The following is a 23,445-nucleotide window of genomic DNA, read 5'->3' on the forward strand; positions in this document are numbered from 1 at the left end:
ATGACTATCGCGCTAATGCATTCTAATCTAACGCTCTTATTCTACTGGTAATACTGGTGTCGGTTTGCCATCTTCGTCAACAGCAACAAAGCTAAAGCTGCCAGTTATCGCCTTCTCGCGATGGTCGTGATACATATCTTCAACGTAAATGTTGACTTCAACTTTGATACTGGTGTTGCCCACGTGAACGACTTGTCCAATTAATTCCACTAAACTGCCGCCTGGGATAGGGTGCTTAAAATCAATTTTATCTGATGATACGGTAACTAAACGTTTGCGAGAAAAGCGCGTTGCAGCGATAAAAGCGGCTTCATCCATCCAAGCAAGGGCTTGCCCACCAAATAAGGTGTCATGATGGTTGGTGGTAAAAGGAAAAACAGCTTTAGTAATACGCGCCTGACTCTTATCGAGTCGTTCTAGAATTTGAGGATCTGAAATCATTGAGTTTGGTAAGTTGAAAATAAAGGATGATTATAACAAGCAATGAACAGCTTTTCCGCTATCTATATCACTTTGTTATTACTCTAAGTACCACTTTTTCTTTAGACGTGTAATCTCACCTTCTTGGGCAAGTTCGTCAAATGCACTGAGCAGTTGCTCAATGAGCGATGGATCTTAACCTTTGTGAAAACCAAAATAGAGATCGGTAGAAGCTTCAGACAGAAAGAGCACTTTTTGTAACTTATTGACGTCTAGCTGTAAGGCCATAGTACGTTCAATGATGTTGGGAACTGCTGAAACGCGTTAAATGGTAATAAAGGTGTTCAGGCAACGATTGAGCAAATTCGCCATTTATCGAACAATCTTGAAAAGTCACATCAAGAAGCCAAAAAACTCGTGAATGACAGTGAGCATATTACTAAGGTAATGGACGTGATTCGTGGGATTGCTGAGCAAACCAACTTATTAGCGCTTAATGCGGCTATAGAGGCTGCTCGCGCAGGTGAGCAGGGGCGTGGCTTTGCTGTGGTTGCAGATGAAGTGCGAACATTGGCAAGTCGAACTCAAGATTCGACACAGGAGATTGAAACCATTGTTGATACGCTGCAACAACGAAGTAAAAGCATGATGTCACTGATAACTGATACCAATTGCATTAAATATTTGCCCACTTGTACTTGTTAAAATTAACTAACATGGCGTTGCTCTCAATCCTAATAGCCAGCTATTAGTCAATCGAGCGCCTTGTTTTAGCTGATTTTCTCTACGCACAACAAGATCACTTACTTAATGCAATTGGTATGACTGTCAGCAACAAGGTCAAGAAAGTGCTGATAAGGCTTCTGCTGCGGGTGATGTGTTATCAGAAATTACTGAGAATATGGCGAGTATTCTTGCCATGACAACCTCTATTGCTGATGCAATTGATAATCAAAGTCACGGGGTGATGGAAGTAAATAATGGGGTTGAGTCTATTCGTCAGCAAGTGGATAAAACCGCACAACATTCCAGTAATAACGCAAGCTTAAGTGATGAATTGGCAAAGCAAGCATTGCAACTTAATGACTCTGTTGAGCGCTATAAAGTGAGCTAATACGCTGCATCGACAGCTTATTAATAAAACTTTACAAATTAAAGCGAGATTCGTTGACATAACATGTCTTTTTTTTTCTCGCTTTTGTCGTATTACTTAGGCTAAACTCCATTAACTTGAATTAAATAATAATGAATAAGGATATGATTTGAAGCGATTAAATCACTGGCTAATGGGGTCGCTGTTATCTAGCGCACTTGCCACTACCTTGGTGTCTCATTCTGCGATTGCCAATGATACTCAGCCAGACCCATTACAACTTGATAGTTGTTTTGTGGAAGGGGTTTCTAAACAATTACAATGTGGGCAGTTATCCGTTCCTGAAAATTGGCAGTCGCCAACCGGTAAGAATCTCGATTTGAACGTGATTGTAGCCAATGCAATATCTCAATCTCCACAAAGTGATCCGTTGTTTTTGCTGATGGGTGGACCAGGGCAAGCAGCTTCTGAACTAGTGCCTGGTTTACTTAAGATTTTCCACAGTGTCCGCGAGGATAGAGATTTAGTCTTTATTGATCAGCGCGGTACGGGTAAATCAAACCCGCTTGTTTGTGATGAAGAAGATGGCGATATTTATGAGGTATTAAGTAGTGATTTTAACGTTGAGGATGCTAAAAAGTGTATTGCGTCATTTGATGTCGACCTCTCTCAATACAATACTAATAACGCCATTTTAGATTTTGATGCCGTGCGTGAAGCCTTGGGATATCAACAAATTAATCTTTATGGAATTTCGTATGGCTCACGTGCTGCTATGGTTTATATGCGTGAGAAACCGCAAGCATTACGTTCAGTTATTTTAGATGGTGTTGTGCCGCCACAAGTGGTTGTTGGCCCGATGGGAATTGAAGCGCAACGTGCTTTCGATATCTTGGTTGAGCAATGTAATAGCAATCAAGCATGTCTTGAATTGTTTCCAAGCTTTGTATCTGATTATCAAAAGATCCGTGCGCAGTTAGAACTAGCGCCAATTAAGACAATGATAGATCATCCTGTCACTGACAAATCAATTGCCCTGAACATCGACAGTAAGAAGTTTATTAATACCTTACGAAATATGCTTTATAGCGTAGGTCGTCGTGAACTTCTACCTTATGTAGTAAGTGAGTTTGCTAAAGGAAACTATAAACCTTTCGTTGGCTTGATGTCGCAAAGTGAAGATTCTATTGGTGGTATGTACGTTGGGCTGACTTTCAATATCTTATGTAATGAAGACATTCCTCGAGCTGGCAAAGATTTATTAGCCAAAGATAGAGCCAATACATTCTCTGGTGCTCATACTTTTGAAGTGTTTAGCGGTATTTGTAAGCACTGGCCTACATTTACGGCTCCCGCCAACTTTGGTGACAAGGTTGTTTCAACGATTCCAACGATGTTACTGTCTGGCGAATTAGATCCTGTAACCCCACCATCATGGGGAACTATGGCCGCTGAAGGGTTGATTAACAGCAAACATTATGTTGCTAAGAACGCAGGTCATGGCTTGGTGACTCAAACGTGTGCTGCAAACATGATTGGTGAGTATTTAGATAATCTCAATTTTGACGATGTAAATAGTAGTTGTTTAGATAAACAGCCTCTCCCAGGATTCTTGCTAAATAACAACAGTAATTTACACGTGAAGGAAACGAAATAATCATGTTGAAAGTAAATAATTTATCCAAAAAATTTGGTGATTTCACGGCTGTTGAATCTGTTTCGTTTGAAGCAAATGACGGCGAAATAACCGGTATTTTAGGCCCTAATGGCGCAGGAAAAACAACAACATTACGAATTTTATATGGTCTGTTAAAAGCCGATACTGGTGAGGCGCATATTAATGATATTAATGTGGCCAATAAGCCGATTGATGCACGTAAGTCGCTGGGGATTTTCCCTGATCAGTTTGGCATGAGCGAACGATTAACAGCGCGCGAACAGATTGAATACTTTGCACAAATGCATGGCTTAACGGGTAAAGCACTTGATGATGCATTAGATACCGTTATTAGCGATTTAGACATGCAAGATATTAGCGACAGAAGAACAGAAGGGTTTTCACAAGGTCAACGAATGAAAGTGACCTTGGCACAAGCCTTAGTTCATCGTCCGCAGAACTTAGTTCTCGACGAACCAACGCGTGGTCTTGATGTCATGAGTACACGTTTATTACGAGAGCAGTTGCTAAAACTTAAAGCGGCGGGGCATTGTATTTTATTCTCAAGCCACGTTATGCAAGAAGTCGCAGCACTGTGTGATCGAGTCATCATCGTGGCGAAAGGCAGAGTGGTTGCACAGGGATCACCACAAGAGTTATGTGATTTAGCAGGTAAAGAGCAATTAGAAGATGCATTCGTAGCCATTATTGGTAGTGATGAAGGAGTAGCGGCGTAATGAGTATGTTTAAAGGATTAGTCGTTAAAGAGTTTCGCGAAGCGTTTCGTGATAGACGCGCATTAATGGCTGCATTATTCGCTATCGTTGTTGGACCAATTATGATGGCTGCATTGTTTATGTTTCAAATTGAACAAGAGAGCGCTGTCAAAGATAGTTATATAGAATTTGTTGGCGCGGAGCGAGCACCTGAGCTCATTAGCTACTTAAATGCTCGTCAGTTTAAGCCGATTAGTGAAGTGCCAGAAAATGAAGCCGCTAAATGGAAAGAACGTGAAGTTAAACTCACCATTAGTGATGATTTTGCACAGCGTTTAAATGACGGCAAACCAGCTAAAGTTACGATAAAAGCGGATTATAGCGATAAAGATTTACGCTCAACATTACGTCGTATGGAAAGCATCATTAATGCTTATAGCAGTCAAATTGGTTCTACAAGACTGTTAATGCGCGGAATTGATCCTCGAATTACACAGCCTATTTTAATTAATGTTCAAAGCACACAAACACCTGAATCTTCAAGTGGATTGATTATGGGGATGGTCGCCATGTTTATCATGATGGCACTCTTTACTGCATCAATGACGGCGTCTATTGATACGAGCGCGGGAGAGCGAGAACGTCATTCGTTAGAGCTCATATTATGCCAACCAGTCTCAACGGTAATGGTGGTGTTGTCTAAAGTCGCCTGTGTTAGTTTTTATGGCGCGCTAGCGTCAATTCTAACCATGTTTACCATGAGCTTTACGATGTCGATGTTGCCCCTTGAGCAAATTGGTATCTCAATCGTTATTGATCCAATTACAATGATAATTATTGCACTAATGATTATTCCACTGGCTTATTTGGCGGGTATTACGCAGTTGTTTTTTGCGTATCAATCTAAAAGCTTTAAAGAAGCGCAATCTTACCTATCAATGATTCTAATTTTACCAATGATGGTTCCATTTGCGATTATGATGCTACCGCATAAGCCTGCATGGTTAGACTATATTCCTTTGGCTGGTCAGAATGTCATTATGAGCGATCTGTATAAAGGTGAAGCATTAGATTTAGCGGCCTTTGCATTTACGATGCTAACGACGTTAGGTGTGGCAGTTGTGATGACGCTGTTATTAGCACGCTCATTGCGTTCTGAGAAAGTCGTCTTAGGGTTAAGTTAACCCCTTAGCTGAACCTAATCTAAAGCCAATGCTGCTGAGAAGTGGCATTGGCTTTTTAATGAGATAAATCATTATGATAGAAGATGTTACCTCGGCCGATTTCGCTGAGTTATACCAATTGCATTAAGTAAGTGATGTTGTTCATAGCTCGTGTAAATGAAAACAAGAGAGAGATAAATGGTTGGATAAAACAGCGCTTTGCTCTATTTAGTTGACGATCCGCTTTTTGGTGGAGTCGTTGTTGGCTGAGATATCATCAATAGCGGTTTTGAGATTTTTCATCCTATCACTGGTTAGTTAATTTACTTTAACCTATTGAAATAATATGCTTTTGGTTTTGTCTGTGATGGTTTTTTGTTGGTCAGGTAGACGTTATATGTCGTCACAAATTAGTTTGATAAAAGTCACACTTTCGCTAGGATTTAGCCGTCTAGATAGGTAGAATACTGGCAAAATTTTATTAACCGATTTTACATTGGAGTACTTAGATGCTTAAACGTGATATGAACATTGCTGATTTTGATCCTGAATTATTTGAAGCAATTAGCCAAGAAACGACTCGTCAAGAAGAACACATTGAATTGATCGCGTCAGAAAATTACTGTAGCCCACGTGTTTTAGAAGCTCAAGGCTCACAATTAACTAATAAGTACGCTGAAGGTTACCCTGGTAAGCGTTACTACGGCGGTTGTGAATATGTTGATAAAGCTGAATTTTTAGCGATTGAACGTGCTAAAGAATTATTTGGTGCTCATTACGCTAACGTACAACCTCACTCAGGTTCACAAGCTAACTCTGCTGTATTTTTAGCATTATTAGAGCATGGCGATACGGTATTAGGTATGAGCCTTGCTCACGGCGGTCACTTAACTCACGGTTCACACGTTAGCTTCTCTGGTAAGTTATATGACGCGAAGCAATACGGTTTAGATGAAAACGGTGATATTAATTACGCTGAAGTTGAAGAACTTGCATTAGCGCATAAACCAAAAATGATTATCGCTGGTTTCTCTGCTTTCTCTGGTATTGTTGATTGGGCTCGTTTCCGTGAAATCGCAGATAAAGTAGGTGCTTACTTATTCGTTGATATGGCTCACGTTGCAGGTCTTATTGCTGCTGGCTTATACCCAAACCCAGTACCATTTGCTGATGTTGTTACTACAACAACGCATAAAACGCTTGCCGGTCCTCGTGGTGGTTTGATCATTGCTCGTGAAAATGAAGCAGTAGAAAAGAAATTAAACTCAGCAGTATTTCCTGGCGGTCAAGGTGGCCCATTAATGCACATAATCGCGGGTAAAGCGGTTGCATTTAAAGAAGCTTTAGAGCCGGAATTTAAAACGTATCAGCAAGCTGTGTTAGATAACGCTAACGCTATGGTTGATGTACTTATGGAGCGCGGCTACAAAGTTGTGTCTAACGGCACTTCAAACCACTTACTATTACTTGATTTAATCGGTAAAGAGTACACCGGTAAAGATGCTGATGCTGCTTTAGGTCGTGCGTTTATTACAGTAAATAAAAACTCTGTACCAAACGATCCACGTTCACCGTTTGTTACGTCTGGTCTTCGTCTTGGTACGCCAGCAATTACCCGTCGTGGTTTCACTGTTGCAGATACTAAAGCGTTAACAGGTTGGATTTGTGATGTGTTAGATGACATTGAAAACGAAGATGTCATCAATGCTATTAAAGCGAAAGTACTCGAAATTTGTGCACGCTTACCAGTTTACGCTTAATAAACCTTATTAAGCGATAAAACTCATATATACTAGGCCGCTTTTGCGGCCTTTTTGTGGGCGTAGATTAGCTGTTGAATAATAATACCATTAATTGCATTAAATATTTGCCCACTTGTACTTGTTAAAATTAACTAACATGGCGTTGCTCTCAATCCTAATAGCCAGCTATTAGTCAATCGAGCGCCTTGTTTTAGCTGATTTTCTCTACGCACAACAAGATCACTTACTTAATGCAATTGGTATAAGTCTGATCAGGTAAGTTTTTTAATAGAAAAATAATAACACTTAGATTCAAATCATAAGTGCATAACTTGAATTAGGTAGAAAAAGTAGCCAGTTGAATTTAGGCTAATTACTTTTTCTCCGGCAAGAGATGCAACAATGAAAACATATAGACAACTGACTTATGAAGTACGATGCCAGATTTACGCGTTAAATAAAAGTGGAATGAGTCAAAATCAAATGGCGAAACAGCTCAATGTTAGTCAATCTACGATTAGTAGAGAATTCGCTCGTAACACTGGATTGCGAGGCTATCGTATTAAACAAGCTCAGAAGTTCGCCCAAAAACGTAAAGCTGCTGCATCCAAAGCGACGAAGATGACTGCTCAAATGATTGAAGTTATCGAGTTAAAACTCAGTGAAAAATGGAGTCCAGAGCAAATATCTGGTTGGCTTGAACTCAATGATATAGCCAACATCAGCCATGAAACAATTTATCAATATATCTGGCGAGATAAACAGCATGGTGGCACGTTATTCAAAGCATGACGTAGAAAGGGTAAGAAATATCAACATCGACGTCATGATAAGCAAGCAGGTCGAGGGTTTATAAAAAATCGAGTTAGCATTGATGAGCGTCCACCAGTTGTTCTATCAAAAAGCGGTTGTCACGCTCACGGCAGACAATGGTAAAGAGTTTGCTTACCATGAGAAAGTAACAGCGAGTTTAGGGGGTGGTGTTTACTTTGCCGACCCTTATTGCTCTTGGCAACGAGGGTTAAATGAAAATACTAATGGATTATTACGACAATATTGGCCAAAATCAACAGACTTCAAAAAGGTAGAGCAGTCAGAAGTTAAAGCAGTCATCGTTAAGCTCAATGACAGGCCAAGAAAAAAACTTAATTACAAAACACCAGCGCAACTAATGGCTGAACATATGGCAGAGATAGCTGCTTAGCGGTTATGCACTTCGGAGTTGAATCTGCCACAATTTACTTGATTAGTTTTAGTGAGAAATTTTATGCATTGTCCATTTTGTCGTGCAAGTGATACCAAAGTAATTGATTCGCGTCTTGTGTCAGACGGTTTTCAAGTAAGACGTCGGCGCCAGTGTACTGGCTGCCAAGAACGTTTCACTACGTTTGAACAAGCTGAACTCGTGATGCCACGAATTATAAAAACAACCGGTTCAAGAGAACCTTTTGATGATGAAAAGCTACGAAGTGGCATGGCACGTGCGCTTGAACGCCGTCCTGTTGGTGTTGAAGCCATTGAAAATTCATTACACACCATCAAGTCTAAATTACGGGCGACTGGCGAGCGTGAGGTCCAATCAACGTTATTGGGTAATTTAGTGATGGACGAGTTGAAACGATTAGACAAAGTGGCTTACATCCGCTTTGCATCGGTATACCGTGCGTTTGAAGATGTTGAAGAGTTCGGCAAAGAGATAGCAAAGCTTGGTAAGTCAGAATAATTAGGAAACAGCATGTCAGTCACTGATATTGAGTTTATGCAGCGAGCGATTAATTTAGCTAAGCGTGGACGTTTTACGACGACACCCAATCCAAATGTAGGTTGTGTCTTAGTAAAAGATGGCGAAGTTGTCGGTGAAGGTTATCATCAAAAAGCAGGTGAAGGGCATGCGGAAGTTAATGCCCTTGCTATGGCACAAGGCAATGCGCGTGGTGCGACAGCTTATGTAACCTTGGAGCCTTGCAGCCACTATGGCCGCACGCCACCATGCTCTAAAGGGTTAATCGATGCTGGAATCACGCGAGTCGTGATTGGAATGCAAGATCCCAATCCGCAAGTTGCTGGACGCGGTATCGCCATGCTTGAAGCGGCAGGTATTACTACCAAGAGTGGCGTGTTAGCCGAGCAAGCACGGGCACTTAATCCAGGTTTCTTGTCACGTATGGAACGCCAGCGTCCTTTTGTTACCGTAAAAATGGCGTCAACGCTCGATGGTGCGACGGCGTTAAGTGATGGCACAAGTCAATGGATCACAGCTAGTGATGCTAGGGTTGATGTGCAGCAATTTAGAGCGCAGCACTGTGCTATTTTAACTGGCGCTGATACCGTGCTGGTGGACGATCCTAGTTTAAACTTACGCTACAACGAAACGGGTTCATTGCAAGAGCAACTATCCTCAGCGCAATTACGTCAACCGTTACGTGTTGTGATTGACAGCCAAAACAGAGTGTCTCCCGATGCAAAAATGGTCGGCATCACGTCGCCAATTTTATTAATTCGTCGACAGCAAGATGGTCGTGTTTGGCCTGAACATGTGACACAACTTGTAATGCCGGGGACTGGAAGAATTGATTTAAATGCCTTGTTAATTGAATTAGCAACACGTGAAATTAACAGCGTTTGGGTTGAGGCGGGCGCGACATTAGCTGGTGCCTTGGTTGAAGCCAATTTATGTGATGAGTTGATTGTTTATCAGGCGCCGAAATTAATGGGGGCAGGTCACAAAGGTCTCTTGAATTTACCAAGCATTGACCATATGAATAAGCTACAGCGACTCCAGATTACTGATGTAAGAATGGTGGGGCAAGATATTCGGATCCGCGCAACGTTAGTCACAAATTAAATTTAGGTTTTATATGTTTACTGGAATTATTGAAAGTGTTGGTGTGCTTAGTAAAATGACCAAGCAAAACGATGGTTATCGCGTTGAAATTAAAACAGGAAAATTGGATTTATCTGATGTTAAATTAGGCGATAGTATTGCCAGTAACGGTGTTTGTTTAACGGTTGTTGCTCAAACTAAAGATAGTTTTAGCGCTGATGTGTCAGGTGAAACTGTGTCTCTAACGGGGTTTGCTAACTATTCTAACGGTCAGGTTATTAATTTAGAAAAAGCGGTGACACCAACAACACGTTTAGGCGGTCACATGGTGAGTGGCCATGTTGATGGCATCGGATGTATTGAATCTATTAGTGACAATGGTTCATCGGCAGATTATTGGGTAAGTGCGCCAGCGCAGCTAATGCGATACATCGCATTAAAAGGGTCGATTACCATTGATGGTATTAGCTTAACGGTGAATGGATTGGATGGCGATAAGTTTCGTTTGACGATTGTCCCTCATACCAGTGATGAAACCACTATTAAGCATTTCTCTATCGGCACCAAGGTTAATGTTGAGGTAGATCAAATTGCTCGATATCTTGAACGCTTAATGACAGCAAGTGAATCTCCTGCAACAAATAACGTGAATATGGACCTATTGGCACGCAGCGGCTTTCTAAAATAATTTCTGCGCCGTCTAATGGCGAAATTAACTGCTCATCGCTTGGCGCCACGCCGAGTGAATAAACCAATGAAATACACTTATTTCATTGGTTACCCGTTTAAACACATGTATAATCTGTGCCGACATTTAGGTCGCTATTAAGGTTAAGGCTAGATTATGGCATTAAATACAATTGAAGAAATTCTAGAAGATTTCAAACTCGGCAAGATGGTTATCCTGATGGATGATGAAGATCGCGAAAATGAAGGTGATTTAATCATTGCAGCTGACAAGATTACGCCACAGGCGATTAATTTTATGGCGACACATGGTCGCGGTTTGATTTGTTTAACCTTGACTAAAGATCGTTGTGAACGCTTAAACCTGCCTTTAATGGTTGATGCTAACAAAGCACAGTTTGCCACTAACTTTACGGTTGCCATTGAAGCGGCAACTGGGGTAACTACCGGTATTTCTGCGGCAGATAGATCGCGCACGGTACAGGTTGCTGTTGCCAAAGATGCTGTTGCGGCGGATATCGTTCAACCGGGACATATATTTCCACTAATGGCTCAAGAAGGCGGCGTATTAACACGCGCAGGTCATACGGAAGCTGGTTGTGATTTAGCGCGTTTAGCAGGTAGTGAGCCTGCGTCAGTTATCGTTGAGATTTTAAAAGAAGATGGCACCATGGCGCGTCGTCCTGATCTTGAAATTTTTGCTAAAGAACATGATATTAAAATTGGTACCATTGCTGATTTAATTGAATATCGCAACGCCAATGAAACGACCATCGTTAAAGAAGCACAATGTAAACTGCCAACTAAATACGGCGAGTTCGATTTAGTGACTTACCGCGATACTATCGATGATGAATTGCATTACGCGATGGTAAAAGGTGATATCGATAGCGACGGCGTTACCAATGTTCGCGTGCATCTACAAAACACCTTTAATGATTTGCTGGCGAGTGAGCGTGCTCAAAACCGCAGTTGGCCATTAGATAAAGCGATGCAACGTATTAGCGACGAAGGTGGTGTTTTAGTCTTGCTTGCTAATCATGAATCGAATGATTCTTTGATTGCTCAAGTACGTGCATTCGAATTAGAAGATAAAGGTGAGAAGCCTGTAACAGCTAAGTGGCAAGGGACCTCACGTCGTGTTGGTGTTGGTTCTCAGATTTTAGCTGATTTAGGCATCCACAAAATGAATTTATTAAGCTCGGTGAAACGTTATCACGCACTGTCAGGTTTTGGCCTTGAAGTGGTTGACTACATCAGCGAGTAATGATTATTGCGAATTAGGATTGCTAATAAGTGATCCTATGCAGAATATTGATAATGCTAAGCCTTGATTGCTTGTGTTATCATTGCCGCTCTTTTTTGAGCGGCCCTCTAGATCCTATTCTTTATAAGGTAATAAGATGAACATTATTGAAGGTAACCTAAGCGTCACTAACGCTAAAGTAGCGATTGTTGTTTCTCGTTTTAATAGTTTTATTGTTGATTCACTCGTTGAAGGTGCGCTCGATGTATTAAAACGTACTGGCGGCATGAGTGAAGATGACATTACAATCGTTCGTGTTCCTGGCGCTGTTGAATTACCACTTGCAACACAGAAAGTTGCAGCAAAAGGTGAATTTGACGCAATCATTACACTAGGTGCTGTTATTCGTGGCGGTACACCACATTTTGATTTTGTTGCCGGTGAGTGTAACAAAGGCCTCTCTCAAGTAGCAATGCAATACAGTGTTCCAGTAACATTTGGTGTATTGACTACTGACTCTATCGAGCAAGCTATTGAGCGTGCTGGTACTAAAATGGGCAACAAGGGCGGCGAAGCTGCACTGAGCGCATTAGAAATGATTAATGTGATGCGAGCGCTAGACGCTTAATTATATACCTAGGCAACCTATCCGTTGCCTAATTGCATCACCGTAGAACTCCACAGGAAATTAAATAGATATGAAACCATCAGAGCGTCGTAAAGCCCGTCGTCTTGCGTTGCAAGCGATTTATTCTTGGCAATTATCTGGCAACAGTGCCGGCGAAATTGAACTAGAATTTTTGACAAATCAAGATATCAAAGGGGTTGATGTTGAGTACTTTAGAGCTGTTTTAAATGGCGTTATTAGCTCTAAAGATGATATTGATGATGCATATCGTCCTTACCTTGCTCGTAATGCTGAAGACGTTGATCATATTGATCGCGCCGTGCTTCGCTTAGCAACTTACGAACTAAAATATCAAGCTGATACGCCTTACAAAGTGATTATCAATGAAGCTATTGAGCTTGCTAAAGCCTTTGCTGCTGACGATAGTCATAAATTTGTTAACGGCGTATTAGACAAAACTGTCGCTCGTTTACGTAACATTAAATAGGATTGTTACATGGCGTGTGGTGAGTTTGAGTTAATCGAACGATACTTTACAGCGCGGCAAAGTCAACGCCGTGATGTAATTAAAAGTATTGGTGATGATTGTGCATTAGTGCAAGCCAATAGCGAACAGCTATTGGCTATATCGACTGATACCTTGGTATGTGGTGTTCATTTTTTTAATGATATTCCTCCACACGCACTGGGTTTTAAATCGCTTGCAGCCAATCTCAGTGATTTAGCGGCAATGGGTGCAAACCCTAGCTGGGTATCACTAGCATTAACACTGCCTGAGATTAATGAAGCTTGGGTCAGTGATTTCAGCGATGGTTTTTTTAAAGCCGCAGATTACTACGGTATTGAACTGATTGGCGGCGACATGTCTAAAGGCCTGTTAAGTGTCACTATTACCGTGCATGGACAAGTTAACAAAGAACAGCAAATGCTCCGAAATAGTGCGCGTATTGGTGATTGGATTTGTGTCACTGGTAACCTAGGTGATTCTGCACTTGGCTTAGCTGCATTATTAGGTAATGTCGATTTATCTGAAGAAGATAAAGCATCAGCCCTTCAAAAACACTATTATCCAACACCTCGCTTGCTTGCTGGCCATGCTTTGCGATCTATCGTAAGCTCAGCCATTGATATTTCTGACGGGTTAGCATCAGATGTTGGACACATCGCAAAACAATCAGGCTGTATGGCAGTAGTTGATGTTGACGCCTTACCATTATCGGAATTATTAGCGAATAATGTTACAGCAGATGAGGCACTTAATTATGCACTGGCTGGCGGTGAAGATTATGAACTGTGTTTCACAGTGTCACCATCCGCTCTTGGCAGCGTAGAAAGTGCGTTGCAACATGCCAACACACCATTTGTGTGTATTGGACAAATGCAGGCTGGTGAAGGCGTTAGTTTTCAACGCAATAATCAGGCACTTGATTGTAATTTTAAAGGCTTTGAACACTTTTGAAACACTCCGATCCCGCATTAAGTAAACTGTCTCTTAAGAATCCTATTCATTTCTTAGCATTAGGGTTCGGATCTGGCCTAGCACCTAAAGCCCCAGGTACTTTCGGGACTTTGGCAGCACTTCCGCTGTATTTCATAATGATGAACTTGTCATTACCAGTATTCATTGTAATAACACTTATTATTACAGTCGTTGGATTTTGGATTTGTGATATTGCCGCCAAAGATATGCAGGTTCATGATCATGGCGCTATTGTGTGGGATGAAGTCGCTGGAATGCTTATCACAATGATCGCTGCACCCGTTGGGCTATTACCTCTTGTTGTTGGTTTTGCGTTATTTCGTTTTTTCGACATCATTAAGCCTTGGCCAATAAAATTGCTAGATCGCCATGTAAAAGGCGGTTTTGGAATTATGATTGATGATGTGCTTGCCGGTGTTTTTGCCGCTATATGTTTACAAGCAATTCATTATTTTTGGCCATTGGTTTAAATAACACAACGCTATGCAACGTCCACTCTCTCATTATCTATTTATTGCACTAACAGTTATTTTTATTGGCTTATTGTTCTTATCTAATATGCCATTTCCGTTAGTTATTGGCTTGTACTTAATTAGTTGGTGTGGGTTAGCATTATTGGTTATGGTTTGGCAACGATTCAACGGACGTCGCTATTAAATAGGTAAAACTAACGGCATGCAAGTGCAAACCGTTAATTTGAATTTAGTGTTATTTTCGATTAACAAGCTTTTCCTGGGCTTCATCCGGTAGTGATTTATCTAGTGCTTTCAATGATCGTAAGAACAGTCCTAGTCCACCAATCGCTAGCACTAAAATGACGATTAAATCGAATGACGTCATGGTGCGCATTGAAAAACGAATGGAGCTAATGACGCCAAATATTAAGGCGGCAATTGAACCAAGCGTTAAAATCCAGCCAAGATAGTTTCTGCCATTATAGAAAATGAGTCCTACGCCAAACATGAATGGTATCATGATCATGCCACTCGTAATATTAAACGCGTTTCCCATCGCTGAAAAAACATATAAGCGCATTCCCATTCCAAATGATGACGTTACAGTAATGGCGTTTAGTAATAAGTAAAAACCACCACACATCATGACGAGTCCTAAGAAAAACTGTCCAAATCCACCTGATGTACCACCTGCTCCTTTTAACATGATATGTCCTATTTAGTTACGTTAATACTGTTAATTCTGCCTTGCGGGCCCGCTAACCAAGCTGTTCCATTGTTGTCAAACTCGACAACCCAGAATGAATGAGCACTGATCCGTTGCCAACTTTTGCCATTATCTTTAGATAACGATGCGCCATCTGGATTGACAACTATAACATTATCCCCAAAACTATCACTGCCATAAATTGCGCCTTTAAGGCCGATATTCTGTGTTGCTTTCCATTGTTGTTGCTCTAAATGGTAACCAGTAATGACTGGATTTTCCATCCGACCACCAAAGGTCCATTGGGAATCGGGAATCGCAGAAAATATTCCAGCAGTGCTGCCATCAGGGTAAGGAAGAGGTGTGCTATTCCATGTTTGTCCATAGTCAGTTGAACGTAATAAACGCGCATTTTTAGTTGCGCCAGTCGATATCCAAACTTCATCTTCTTCGCTAATTCGAACACAACTGCCGCTGGCTGAAAAACCACCTTCACCACCTTCTTGTGCTAGTGGCACTGAGGTCATTTGATGCCAGCTTTTACCACCGTTTTTCGTTTCAAGCATGAATACTTTGTCATCTATGCTATCGCCAAAAACAATGCCATGCTCTTTATTCCAAAAATCAAAGCAGTTAATAAAGCCCTTTGGACTATTCATAGTGTATTGCAAGTTCCAGCTTTGTCCATTGTCTGACGTTTTATACAAACGGGACTTGTCACCTTCACCTGCCGCCAAAAGGAATACTGTATTGTCTTGAGCCCAAATGTCTCTAAATTGCATGTCTTGAGTATTCAATACCGTTTTTTTATGCCACGTTTTGCCATTGTCAGTACTCATGACAACCAACCCTTTGGTACCACTTGCCCAAATATTACCATTGTCGGCAATCGATAGAGATTGTAATCGTGGTGACTTTTCCGCACCTAGATTATTTTCTATTAGATGCTCAGAGTTTGCTGCGCTAACAGCGCATGTCATTGTTGTGCCGATTAAGAATAGCGTTGTTATTGTTTTCATTTTTACGTCTCAATAGCAAAGAATTTTGAGAGATTAAAGTAGCACTCAAGGTTGAGAGGAACAAGATTATTCTTTGAATTCTAATGAGTATTTGCTAACGTCAACAAACATTGTCAGGCAGGTGAGATTAAATTTGATGAATTATCAATTAATGCTAAAGCGTTTAATTATTGTTGCAACATGTTTTTCTCTTTTGGTTATTGCGCTAGGTGCCTATACAAGGCTCGTTCATGCTGGATTGGGATGTCCTGATTGGCCGCTGTGTTATGGGCATGCTTGGGCACCGTCTTCTACTAACGAAATTTCTCAGGCAAATTTAAAATTTCCTGATATTCCCGTAAATCTTACAAAAACCTGGCCAGAAATGACCCATCGTTATTTGGCGTCTAGTTTAGGTTTGTTATGTATATTTATCGTTGCTTTAGGAATGGCAGTTAAGCGTCGCGGGCAACAGTTTCCGATCAAGCATAGTGCCTTTTTATTAGGTTTTATTATTCTTCAGGGGTTATTCGGAATGTGGACTGTAACCCTAAAGTTATGGCCGCAAGTTGTGACCGCTCATTTGTTAGGGGGATTTACGACATTTTGTCTATTGTTGTTACTTTATTTACGCAGTTACGGCCGCTCAGTGTTATCCATTGGCGTTAAACAATCATTAAAAATTAGTGCTCTAATCGCCTTGGTATTTGTCTTGCTCCAAGTTGCCTTGGGTGGTTGGATTACCTCGAATTATGCAGCGCTCGCGTGTACACAGTTACCCTGGTGTTCAGTTTCTCAAATATCCTCAAATGATATTTATACCGGATTTAATTTTTTGCAAGAAATTGGTCCTAATTATTTAGGAGGTCAACTCGATGGCGGAGCGCGCATTGCTATTCATTTAGCGCATCGTTTGGGCGCTTTGGCGGTGATGATTAGTATCGCTGTATTAATTACGCTGTTAATAAAGTTTCGTATTTATAGCGTTGCTGCGTTCATAGGTGTCGTGACAATAGCGCAAATTGGATTAGGAATATTCAATGTTTACTTCCATTTACCGCTTTATAACGCCGTTGCACATAATCTAATGGGAGCAATTTTACTAGGCACCTTAGTATGGGTTAATTGGTTAGTTCGTCGTAAGATAGATGTGTAATACCAATTGCATTAAATATTTGCCCACTTGTACTTGTTAAAATTAACTAAAATGGCGTTGCTCTCAATCCTAATAGCCAGCTATTAGTCAATCGCGCGCCTTGTTTTAGCTGATTTTCTCTACGCACAACAAGATCACTTACTTAATGCAATTGGTATAAAACCTGAAGGAAATCAATGTGAAAAAAAGGCTGCCTGATAGGATCAGAAAAGAGGCAGCCATGAGAGCAAGAGAGAGAGACTCTTGAAAAAAAGAAGGTGCGCTATTGCTAGCACACCTAGGGTAAAACAGATTTAGTTATTTAATTAACGAATGCTGGGCCTATACCTGAGCTCCAAGCGAAAACTGTTAAACCAAGCATACTCACCATAAACACTAAACCGACAGTTACTAGGCTACTTGCATAAATAAAACCGCGATCTTCATGTATCCCCATAACTATAGGAACACCGGTATAGAGCATATAAACTGAATAAGCGATTCCAGCCAAACCAACACACATCACAAACCATAACTCAGGATAAAGTGTCGCGAATCCAACCATGTACAGTGGCGTTGCTGTGTATGCTGATACTTCAATCGCTTGAACATGGGAAGGGTTGGAGCCAAAACTATGTGCCATCCAGTGCGCCATTAATCCCAAGGCCAGAACGCCGCCAACTAACCCACCATACATGAGTATAGCCATGGCCAATGCTGAGTTATGGGTAAGAAATATGGGATCTCCTGCACCAATACTCCAGCCGATATAAACCGCGGAATAATAACTACAGAGTGGAGGAATTAATGCAATAAATAATGTGTGAGTAAGGGAGTTGATGAAAGATTCATGCCTGTCAGCAATCGTTTTCCATTCTTGTTTCGGATGTGTATAAATGCCCCAAATGTGCGATAAAATCATAGTGTCACCTTTCGATTATGGCGGTTTCTTTTTCACTTGCCGCTTGTTTCAGATATTTAACTCATAAAATGTTTTAACTTCTTAAAAATTCTTATTTTGTTTATTTATCGGCCAAATACCGATCAAATGCAAGTCTTTAGTCTATGTTTTGTTAATTAAATGTTGACATTGTTGTTTTTGATAATAAATTTTTGTTGAAAAAATATGCTGTTGGGGTTGCGTTAATTGAAAAATCAGTCATATTAAAAAGAGCCAATGCGGCGTGTAAGACGATCCTGCGGTAACCAGAGTCTTTAGTTAGATGTGATATGCGACTCATGTTACTCGTTGTTTAATCAATGAATTTAGGGTGAGTTTGTGCGAATAAAAATAATAATAATCGCAGTGCTAGGGATGATCTCTAGTGTGCTATCTGCGACACCAAGTAATATCAATATGACAAGGGGAGTGACAGATATTAGTCACCGTGTATATGACTTACACATGACTATTCTAATCATCTGTTGCTTGATCGGCGTAGTGGTGTTTGGCGCAATGTTTTACGCCATTGTCAAACATCGAAAATCTCAGGGGGCGGTAGCTGCTCAGTTTCACGAAAGTACCAAAGTTGAAATCATTTGGACGGTTATCCCGTTTTTGATTCTTATTGGTATGGCCGTTCCTGCGACTAAAACGCTGATTGAGATGGAAGATAATTCAAAATCTGACATCACCATCAAAGTTACTGGCTCTCAGTGGAAATGGCATTATGAGTATTTCGATCAAGGGTTTGGATTCTATAGTTTATTGGCGACGCCAGCAGAACAATTCGATAATCTTGACGGGAAAAATACTGATGTTGCAAAAGGTGAGCATTACCTGCTTGAAGTGGATAAACCGCTGGTATTACCTATTGGTAAAAAGATCAGGTTCTTGGTAACCGCTGATGATGTCATTCATAGTTGGTGGGTTCCTGCATTTGCCGTCAAGCAAGATGCTAATCCTGGTTTTATCAATGAAGCTTGGACCATCATCAATGAGCCTGGGATTTATCGCGGCCAATGTGCCGAGTTGTGTGGTAAAGACCATGGATATATGCCCGTCGTTGTTAAAGCCGTTACTCAAGATGAATATACTGTTTGGCTTGATGAGCAAAAGCAATCAGTTATCCAAGCGAAAAAAGATGCGGTGCAAGCATTAGCGTCAACCTTAACCATGGAAGAGTCCATGACGCTTGGAGAATCGTTATATATCACTCGATGTGCCGCATGTCACCAACCCAATGGTGCGGGTATTCCCGGCGTTTTCCCAGCACTTAAAAATAGTCCTATGATACTTAATGATCGCGCTGCGCACATTGACATCGTGGTTAATGGTAAGGCTGGCACAGCAATGCAGGCATTTAAGGGACAGTTAACAGCGAAAGAAATTGCAGCAATTGTCACCTATGAACGAAATGCTTGGGGGCATGATACTGGTGATGTAATTCAAGTGAGTGACGTTGATGCAAAGGGGGCTAAGTAATGAGTACATTATCGACAGCACAAGAACACGACGAGCATCAAGATCATAAACCTAAAGGGATGATGCGCTGGATATTAACGACCAATCATAAAGATATTGGCAGTATGTATCTGATCTTTAGCTTTGCAATGTTTTTAATTGGCGGCGCGATGGCCATGGTTATTCGCGCGGAGTTATATCAACCTGGATTACAAATAGTTGAGCCTAATTTCTTTAATCAAATGACGACAGTTCATGGGCTGATAATGGTATTTGGGGCGGTAATGCCCGCATTTACTGGTCTTGCTAATTGGTTGATTCCTATGATGATTGGCGCGCCTGATATGGCTTTACCGCGAATGAATAACTGGAGTTTTTGGATTTTACCAATGGCGTTTGCCATCTTGTTGTCGTCGTTATTTATGGAAGGTGGTGGTCCAAACTTTGGCTGGACGTTCTACGCTCCATTATCAACGACCTATGCGCCTGATAGTACGGCATTATTTGTATTTTCAGTTCACATTATGGGGATATCATCCATTCTTGGGGCCATCAATGTCGTCGTGACGATAATTAATATGCGTGCGCCAGGCATGACTTACATGAAAATGCCATTGTTTGTTTGGACTTGGTTAATCACCGCGTTCTTGCTTATTGCTGTGATGCCAGTGCTTGCGGCGACTGTAACCATGGTATTAACCGACAAGTATTTTGCCACCAGTTTTTTCTCCGCAGCTGGCGGCGGCGATCCGGTATTATTCCAGCATATATTTTGGTTCTTCGGTCATCCCGAAGTGTACATCATGATATTGCCGTCGTTTGGTATTATTTCTGCAATCGTGCCCGCTTTTTCTCGCAAGAAACTGTTTGGTTATTCTTCGATGGTGTATGCAACAGCTTCAATCGCATTGTTATCATTTATCGTATGGGCACATCACATGTTTACGACAGGGATGCCGGTGGCAGCTCGAACTATTCTTCATGTATTTCACCATGCTGATATCTGTTCCGACTGGGGTCAAAGTCTTTAATTGGGTTGCAACAATGTGGCGAGGTTCAATGACCTTTGAGACACCTATGTTGTTTGCTATTGCGTTTATTGTTCTCTTTACCATTGGTGGGTTTTCTGGATTGATGCTGGCGATTACTCCCGCAGATTTTCAATATCACGATACGTACTTCGTCGTGGCGCATTTCCATTATGTGTTGGTCACTGGCGCTATCTTTTCCATTATGGCTGCAGCGTATTATTGGCTGCCGAAATGGACAGGGTATATGTATGACGAGAAGTTAGGGAAGCTGCATTTTTGGGCGTCACTTATTTCGGTTAACGTGTTGTTTTTCCCTATGCATTTCTTAGGTCTCGCAGGTATGCCGAGACGGGTACCGGATTATGCATTACAGTTTGCTGATTTTAATCAATTAGTCAGTTTGGGTGGTTTTGCGTTTGGATTGTCACAATTAATCTTCTTAGTTGTGGTCATTAAATGTGCCCGCGGCGGTGAAAAAGCACCTGCTAAACCGTGGGAAGGTGCTGAAGGGTTAGAGTGGGATATGCCTTCACCTGCACCCTATCATAGCCATACTACACCGCCTGAAGTGAAGTAATTTATGAGTGATCATGTTGGAGAAAACCAAGCGCTTAATGTCAAAAATAAGCGCTTAGTCGCTAAATTATTTGGGGCCATTGTTCTGATGTTTGGCTTTGGCTTCGCTTTGGTTCCCTTGTATGACGTGTTTTGTGAGATTACGGGAATCAATGGGCGCTTGGTTAATAATAATCAAGAGCAGTCAACGCTCGTCGACAAAAGCAGAACCGTGCGATTGCAATTTACAACATCTGTCGCACCCGGCATGCCATGGCAATTTAAACCTCATGTAAATTACGTTGATGTGCATCCAGGGGAGAGCAAGGTAGTAAAGTTTTTAGCGAGTAATCAGAGCGGCGCTAATATCACTGGGCAAGCTATTCCATCTGTTTCACCCGGCGTGGCATCACTTTATCTCAATAAAACAGAGTGCTTTTGTTTTCAACAACAAATTCTAAAATCGGGAGAGTCTGTAGACATGGGACTGGTCTTTTTTGTGTCTACCGAAATTCCAGCTGATATAAAAACGCTAACCCTGTCTTATACATTATTTAATGTAACAGATCCTGATTCGGTACAAGCAGTTGATTTACAGGCGGCGTTATAACTAAAGGGGCGAAGCATGGAACAACAAACAACAAATTATTATGTACCTGCACAAAGTCATTGGCCGATTGTTGGTGCCGTTGGTTTACTGTTTATTGCGATTGGTGCTGGTATGACAGTGCAGCAAATGGCTAGTGAAGCAACGAGTGGTAGCTGGCTATTAACCATCGGAATTTTCATTATAATTTACATGATGTTCGGTTGGTTTAATGATGTCATTAAAGAATCTGATGCTGGATTGTACAGTGCGCAAATGGACAGATCGTTTAGGCAGGGAATGAGCTGGTTTATTTTCTCTGAGGTCATGTTTTTTGCCGCATTCTTTGGGGCTTTATTTTATGTTCGCATGATTGCCATTCCTTGGTTAGGCGGCGCATCAAATAATGCAATGACAGGACAAGTATTATGGCCAGATTTTGAGGCCATTTGGCCATTGGTTACAACGCCGTCTGGCGACACTACTCAAGCGATGGGTTGGCAGGGTTTACCTCTCTACAACACCGTTATTTTATTAATTTCATCAATCACGTTGCATTTCGCTCATGTTGGTTTAGAACAAAATAAAAGAAAGCAACTTACCGCATTTTTATCCATAACTGTTGTATTAGGTGCCATCTTCTTATTTTTGCAGGCCGAAGAATATGTACATGCCTATCGCGAGATGGGACTTACGCTGAGTGCTGGTGTTTATGGTAATACATTTTTCTTGCTGACTGGATTTCACGGTCTTCATGTCACCATCGGCACATTAATGCTTTTTGTCATGCTCGTTCGAGTACTTAAAGGGCATTTTTCTCCTGAGCGCCATTTTGCTTTTCAAGCGACTAGTTGGTATTGGCATTTTGTTGACGTGGTGTGGCTCGGATTATTTTTCTTTGTCTATGTGCTTTAACTTATTGCCATTGCGAATTAGTAGGGGCGTGGGTTTGGTGTAATTAATCCAAAAGCCATTGCAAGAATAATCAGTATTAATAATACGGCGGAATAAATTAGACGCCGCCCGATAAACTGGCTCATTGACACCGTTGTTTGTTCTTTTCGCATTATATTTAATGCTTGAAACAAGCTAATAAGTACGAACAAAAATAAGACAACAAACAGTAATTTAATGGGCCACATAACTCACTACCTTGGTAACTTGGAGTTATTAACTTATATGACAATGAAGCGCTTAGCAATTAACACGATGTCAGTTCTAGGTTTAGTCGTGTTATTTGTTGTCTTGATTAAATTGGGTTTCTGGCAGCTCAATAGCGCCGTTGTTAAACAGCAATCGATGGATGCACGAGAAAAAGCAATGAGCGTCGCTATGAAAAAGCTTCCGCATGTATCAGCTGTAAGGAATTACCATGGACAGCGAGTCTCATTGAGTGGCCATTTGGATTTTGAGAAAACACTACTGTTAGACAATAAAGTACTCAATGGACAAGTTGGTTATCATGTATTGATTCCATTTTACCCAAACATTGACGAATCCGCTGACATGGTGCTAGTGGACGCAGGGTGGGTTGCAGCTGGTGCTCATCGAGACGTATTACCTACGTTAACTCAGTGGCGAGATATTGAACAAATCAGAGGGTTCATTTATCAATCTGAGCATAATCCATTTATTCAAAAAACTGAGCCGCAAAAATCAATCAGTTTTCCGGTCGTCATCAATCAGTTTGATACAGCGGATTTGGCCAAGGTGTTTGAAATATCACTCTATCCGGCAATGGTGCGATTAGACCCTAGCAGTGAGTGGGGGTATGAAAAACAGTGGCTTTGGCAAAACCGAATGACCCCTGAAAAACATCGCGGTTATGCCGTGCAATGGTTTGCATTAGCCACAACACTGTTATTGTTAAGTAGTATTTTTATTTGGCGTTTAAACTGAAAGCAACCTGAGTTATTAGG

The 23,445-nt window shown here is 41.2% G+C and carries 23 protein-coding genes and 5 pseudogenes; 23 read left to right on the plus strand and 5 right to left on the minus strand.

What is annotated here, in order from left to right; translation table 11 throughout:
* Window positions 1-36: 36 nt before the first annotated feature.
* Window positions 37-441, minus strand: a complete 405-nt coding sequence (locus ACMAZF_RS06225) for an acyl-CoA thioesterase (protein ID WP_435276562.1) — start codon at window positions 439-441, stop codon at window positions 37-39.
* A 297-nt stretch (window positions 442-738) separates the two neighbouring features.
* Between ACMAZF_RS06225 and ACMAZF_RS06230 the strand changes: the two are divergent.
* The 17 genes and pseudogenes from ACMAZF_RS06230 to ACMAZF_RS06310 form a co-directional block, all read left to right on the plus strand.
* Window positions 739-1,080: pseudogene (locus ACMAZF_RS06230) on the plus strand (methyl-accepting chemotaxis protein); the annotation flags it as partial.
* Window positions 1,081-1,297: 217 nt separating this feature from the next.
* Entirely contained in the window at window positions 1,298-1,534 is a 237-nt protein-coding gene (locus ACMAZF_RS06235; protein WP_435276563.1) for a hypothetical protein, read from the plus strand.
* Between the two features lie 148 nt (window positions 1,535-1,682).
* Window positions 1,683-3,170 carry an alpha/beta hydrolase gene (locus ACMAZF_RS06240; RefSeq protein WP_435276564.1) on the plus strand — a complete coding sequence of 496 codons (1,488 nt, stop codon included), beginning with the start codon at window positions 1,683-1,685 and terminating at the stop codon, window positions 3,168-3,170.
* A gap of 2 nt (window positions 3,171-3,172) precedes the next feature.
* Complete coding sequence (locus ACMAZF_RS06245; RefSeq protein WP_435276565.1) at window positions 3,173-3,907, plus strand: ABC transporter ATP-binding protein; 735 nt, start codon at window positions 3,173-3,175, stop codon at window positions 3,905-3,907.
* Entirely contained in the window at window positions 3,907-5,070 is a 1,164-nt protein-coding gene (locus tag ACMAZF_RS06250) for an ABC transporter permease (protein ID WP_435276566.1), read from the plus strand. The genes ACMAZF_RS06245 and ACMAZF_RS06250 overlap by 1 nt, the downstream gene beginning before the upstream one ends.
* Window positions 5,071-5,558: 488 nt before the next feature.
* A complete protein-coding gene (gene glyA / locus ACMAZF_RS06255; RefSeq protein WP_435276567.1) occupies window positions 5,559-6,809 on the plus strand; it encodes a serine hydroxymethyltransferase in 1,251 nt (416 codons plus the stop codon).
* Between the two features lie 384 nt (window positions 6,810-7,193).
* A pseudogene (locus ACMAZF_RS06260) lies at window positions 7,194-7,676 on the plus strand (IS30 family transposase); the annotation flags it as partial.
* A 22-nt stretch (window positions 7,677-7,698) separates the two neighbouring features.
* Window positions 7,699-7,995 (plus strand): annotated as a pseudogene (locus ACMAZF_RS06265) (IS30 family transposase); the annotation flags it as partial.
* A gap of 63 nt (window positions 7,996-8,058) precedes the next feature.
* Window positions 8,059-8,514 carry a transcriptional regulator NrdR gene (gene nrdR, locus ACMAZF_RS06270; RefSeq protein ID WP_435277193.1) on the plus strand — a complete coding sequence of 152 codons (456 nt, stop codon included), beginning with the start codon at window positions 8,059-8,061 and terminating at the stop codon, window positions 8,512-8,514.
* 12 nt (window positions 8,515-8,526) lie between these two features.
* Window positions 8,527-9,636, plus strand: a complete 1,110-nt coding sequence (gene ribD, locus ACMAZF_RS06275; RefSeq protein WP_435276568.1) for a bifunctional diaminohydroxyphosphoribosylaminopyrimidine deaminase/5-amino-6-(5-phosphoribosylamino)uracil reductase RibD — start codon at window positions 8,527-8,529, stop codon at window positions 9,634-9,636.
* Window positions 9,637-9,649: 13 nt separating this feature from the next.
* Window positions 9,650-10,303, plus strand: coding sequence for a riboflavin synthase (locus ACMAZF_RS06280; protein ID WP_435276569.1), 654 nt, complete (start codon window positions 9,650-9,652; stop codon window positions 10,301-10,303).
* 156 nt (window positions 10,304-10,459) lie between these two features.
* A complete protein-coding gene (gene ribBA, locus ACMAZF_RS06285; RefSeq protein WP_435276570.1) occupies window positions 10,460-11,569 on the plus strand; it encodes a bifunctional 3,4-dihydroxy-2-butanone-4-phosphate synthase/GTP cyclohydrolase II in 1,110 nt (369 codons plus the stop codon).
* Between the two features lie 136 nt (window positions 11,570-11,705).
* Window positions 11,706-12,176, plus strand: coding sequence for a 6,7-dimethyl-8-ribityllumazine synthase (gene ribH / locus ACMAZF_RS06290; protein ID WP_435276571.1), 471 nt, complete (start codon window positions 11,706-11,708; stop codon window positions 12,174-12,176).
* 70 nt (window positions 12,177-12,246) lie between these two features.
* Entirely contained in the window at window positions 12,247-12,663 is a 417-nt protein-coding gene (nusB, locus tag ACMAZF_RS06295) for a transcription antitermination factor NusB (RefSeq protein WP_435276572.1), read from the plus strand.
* A 9-nt stretch (window positions 12,664-12,672) separates the two neighbouring features.
* Entirely contained in the window at window positions 12,673-13,635 is a 963-nt protein-coding gene (gene thiL, locus ACMAZF_RS06300; RefSeq protein ID WP_435276573.1) for a thiamine-phosphate kinase, read from the plus strand.
* Complete coding sequence (locus ACMAZF_RS06305) at window positions 13,632-14,126, plus strand: phosphatidylglycerophosphatase A family protein (RefSeq protein WP_435276574.1); 495 nt, start codon at window positions 13,632-13,634, stop codon at window positions 14,124-14,126. The genes thiL and ACMAZF_RS06305 overlap by 4 nt, the downstream gene beginning before the upstream one ends.
* A gap of 13 nt (window positions 14,127-14,139) precedes the next feature.
* A complete protein-coding gene (locus ACMAZF_RS06310; protein WP_435276575.1) occupies window positions 14,140-14,313 on the plus strand; it encodes a hypothetical protein in 174 nt (57 codons plus the stop codon).
* Window positions 14,314-14,364: 51 nt separating this feature from the next.
* On the opposite strand, the gene ACMAZF_RS06315 is transcribed toward ACMAZF_RS06310, so the two are convergent.
* Complete coding sequence (locus ACMAZF_RS06315; RefSeq protein ID WP_435276576.1) at window positions 14,365-14,817, minus strand: hypothetical protein; 453 nt, start codon at window positions 14,815-14,817, stop codon at window positions 14,365-14,367.
* A gap of 8 nt (window positions 14,818-14,825) precedes the next feature.
* On the minus strand, window positions 14,826-15,836 hold the full coding sequence (locus tag ACMAZF_RS06320) for a WD40/YVTN/BNR-like repeat-containing protein (protein WP_435276577.1): 1,011 nt from the start codon (window positions 15,834-15,836) through the stop codon (window positions 14,826-14,828).
* A gap of 136 nt (window positions 15,837-15,972) precedes the next feature.
* Here ACMAZF_RS06320 and ACMAZF_RS06325 point away from each other — a divergent pair, with 136 nt between their 5' ends.
* The gene (locus tag ACMAZF_RS06325) at window positions 15,973-16,971 is read left to right on the plus strand and encodes a COX15/CtaA family protein (protein WP_435276578.1); all 999 of its coding nucleotides are present in this window, start codon (window positions 15,973-15,975) and stop codon (window positions 16,969-16,971) included.
* A gap of 301 nt (window positions 16,972-17,272) precedes the next feature.
* Here the strand turns inward: ACMAZF_RS06325 and ACMAZF_RS06330 are convergent, their stop codons facing one another.
* A complete protein-coding gene (locus tag ACMAZF_RS06330; protein WP_435276579.1) occupies window positions 17,273-17,872 on the minus strand; it encodes a Yip1 family protein in 600 nt (199 codons plus the stop codon).
* A 393-nt stretch (window positions 17,873-18,265) separates the two neighbouring features.
* On the opposite strand from ACMAZF_RS06330, the pseudogene coxB reads away from it, so the two are divergent.
* The 4 genes and pseudogenes from coxB to ACMAZF_RS06350 form a co-directional block, all read left to right on the plus strand.
* Window positions 18,266-19,360 (plus strand): annotated as a pseudogene (gene coxB / locus ACMAZF_RS06335) (cytochrome c oxidase subunit II); the annotation flags it as partial.
* 14 nt (window positions 19,361-19,374) lie between these two features.
* Window positions 19,375-20,962, plus strand: a pseudogene (gene ctaD / locus ACMAZF_RS06340) (cytochrome c oxidase subunit I).
* A gap of 3 nt (window positions 20,963-20,965) precedes the next feature.
* Complete coding sequence (locus ACMAZF_RS06345; protein ID WP_435276580.1) at window positions 20,966-21,550, plus strand: cytochrome c oxidase assembly protein; 585 nt, start codon at window positions 20,966-20,968, stop codon at window positions 21,548-21,550.
* 15 nt (window positions 21,551-21,565) lie between these two features.
* Entirely contained in the window at window positions 21,566-22,441 is an 876-nt protein-coding gene (locus ACMAZF_RS06350; protein ID WP_435276581.1) for a cytochrome c oxidase subunit 3, read from the plus strand.
* A 17-nt stretch (window positions 22,442-22,458) separates the two neighbouring features.
* On the opposite strand, the gene ACMAZF_RS06355 is transcribed toward ACMAZF_RS06350, so the two are convergent.
* Window positions 22,459-22,668, minus strand: a complete 210-nt coding sequence (locus tag ACMAZF_RS06355; protein WP_435276582.1) for a DUF2909 family protein — start codon at window positions 22,666-22,668, stop codon at window positions 22,459-22,461.
* Here ACMAZF_RS06355 and ACMAZF_RS06360 point away from each other — a divergent pair.
* Entirely contained in the window at window positions 22,658-23,425 is a 768-nt protein-coding gene (locus ACMAZF_RS06360; protein WP_435276583.1) for an SURF1 family protein, read from the plus strand. The two genes, ACMAZF_RS06355 and ACMAZF_RS06360, sit on opposite strands and share 11 nt — an antisense overlap.
* Window positions 23,426-23,445 lie beyond the last annotated feature (20 nt).

The organism is Psychrobium sp. nBUS_13 (assembly GCF_051201665.1).
In the GTDB taxonomy this organism is placed as follows: domain Bacteria; phylum Pseudomonadota; class Gammaproteobacteria; order Enterobacterales; family Psychrobiaceae; genus Psychrobium.

Bases quoted from the DNA above. Each gene is read 5' to 3' on its own strand.
- ACMAZF_RS06315 (WP_435276576.1), bottom strand. From the start codon at position 14,817: ATGTTAAAAGGAGCAGGTGGTACATCAGGTGGATTTGGACAGTTTTTC.
- ACMAZF_RS06360 (WP_435276583.1), top strand. From the start codon at position 22,658: ATGGGCCACATAACTCACTACCTTGGTAACTTGGAGTTATTAACTTAT.
- ACMAZF_RS06250 (WP_435276566.1), top strand. From the start codon at position 3,907: ATGAGTATGTTTAAAGGATTAGTCGTTAAAGAGTTTCGCGAAGCGTTT.
- nrdR (WP_435277193.1), top strand. From the start codon at position 8,059: ATGCATTGTCCATTTTGTCGTGCAAGTGATACCAAAGTAATTGATTCG.
- ACMAZF_RS06345 (WP_435276580.1), top strand. From the start codon at position 20,966: ATGAGTGATCATGTTGGAGAAAACCAAGCGCTTAATGTCAAAAATAAG.
- ribD (WP_435276568.1), top strand. From the start codon at position 8,527: ATGTCAGTCACTGATATTGAGTTTATGCAGCGAGCGATTAATTTAGCT.
- ACMAZF_RS06280 (WP_435276569.1), top strand. From the start codon at position 9,650: ATGTTTACTGGAATTATTGAAAGTGTTGGTGTGCTTAGTAAAATGACC.
- nusB (WP_435276572.1), top strand. From the start codon at position 12,247: ATGAAACCATCAGAGCGTCGTAAAGCCCGTCGTCTTGCGTTGCAAGCG.
- ribH (WP_435276571.1), top strand. From the start codon at position 11,706: ATGAACATTATTGAAGGTAACCTAAGCGTCACTAACGCTAAAGTAGCG.
- ACMAZF_RS06330 (WP_435276579.1), bottom strand. From the start codon at position 17,872: ATGATTTTATCGCACATTTGGGGCATTTATACACATCCGAAACAAGAA.
- ACMAZF_RS06245 (WP_435276565.1), top strand. From the start codon at position 3,173: ATGTTGAAAGTAAATAATTTATCCAAAAAATTTGGTGATTTCACGGCT.
- ACMAZF_RS06320 (WP_435276577.1), bottom strand. From the start codon at position 15,836: ATGAAAACAATAACAACGCTATTCTTAATCGGCACAACAATGACATGC.
- ACMAZF_RS06350 (WP_435276581.1), top strand. From the start codon at position 21,566: ATGGAACAACAAACAACAAATTATTATGTACCTGCACAAAGTCATTGG.
- ACMAZF_RS06225 (WP_435276562.1), bottom strand. From the start codon at position 441: ATGATTTCAGATCCTCAAATTCTAGAACGACTCGATAAGAGTCAGGCG.
- ribBA (WP_435276570.1), top strand. From the start codon at position 10,460: ATGGCATTAAATACAATTGAAGAAATTCTAGAAGATTTCAAACTCGGC.
- ACMAZF_RS06310 (WP_435276575.1), top strand. From the start codon at position 14,140: ATGCAACGTCCACTCTCTCATTATCTATTTATTGCACTAACAGTTATT.
- thiL (WP_435276573.1), top strand. From the start codon at position 12,673: ATGGCGTGTGGTGAGTTTGAGTTAATCGAACGATACTTTACAGCGCGG.
- ACMAZF_RS06325 (WP_435276578.1), top strand. From the start codon at position 15,973: ATGAATTATCAATTAATGCTAAAGCGTTTAATTATTGTTGCAACATGT.
- ACMAZF_RS06355 (WP_435276582.1), bottom strand. From the start codon at position 22,668: ATGTGGCCCATTAAATTACTGTTTGTTGTCTTATTTTTGTTCGTACTT.
- glyA (WP_435276567.1), top strand. From the start codon at position 5,559: ATGCTTAAACGTGATATGAACATTGCTGATTTTGATCCTGAATTATTT.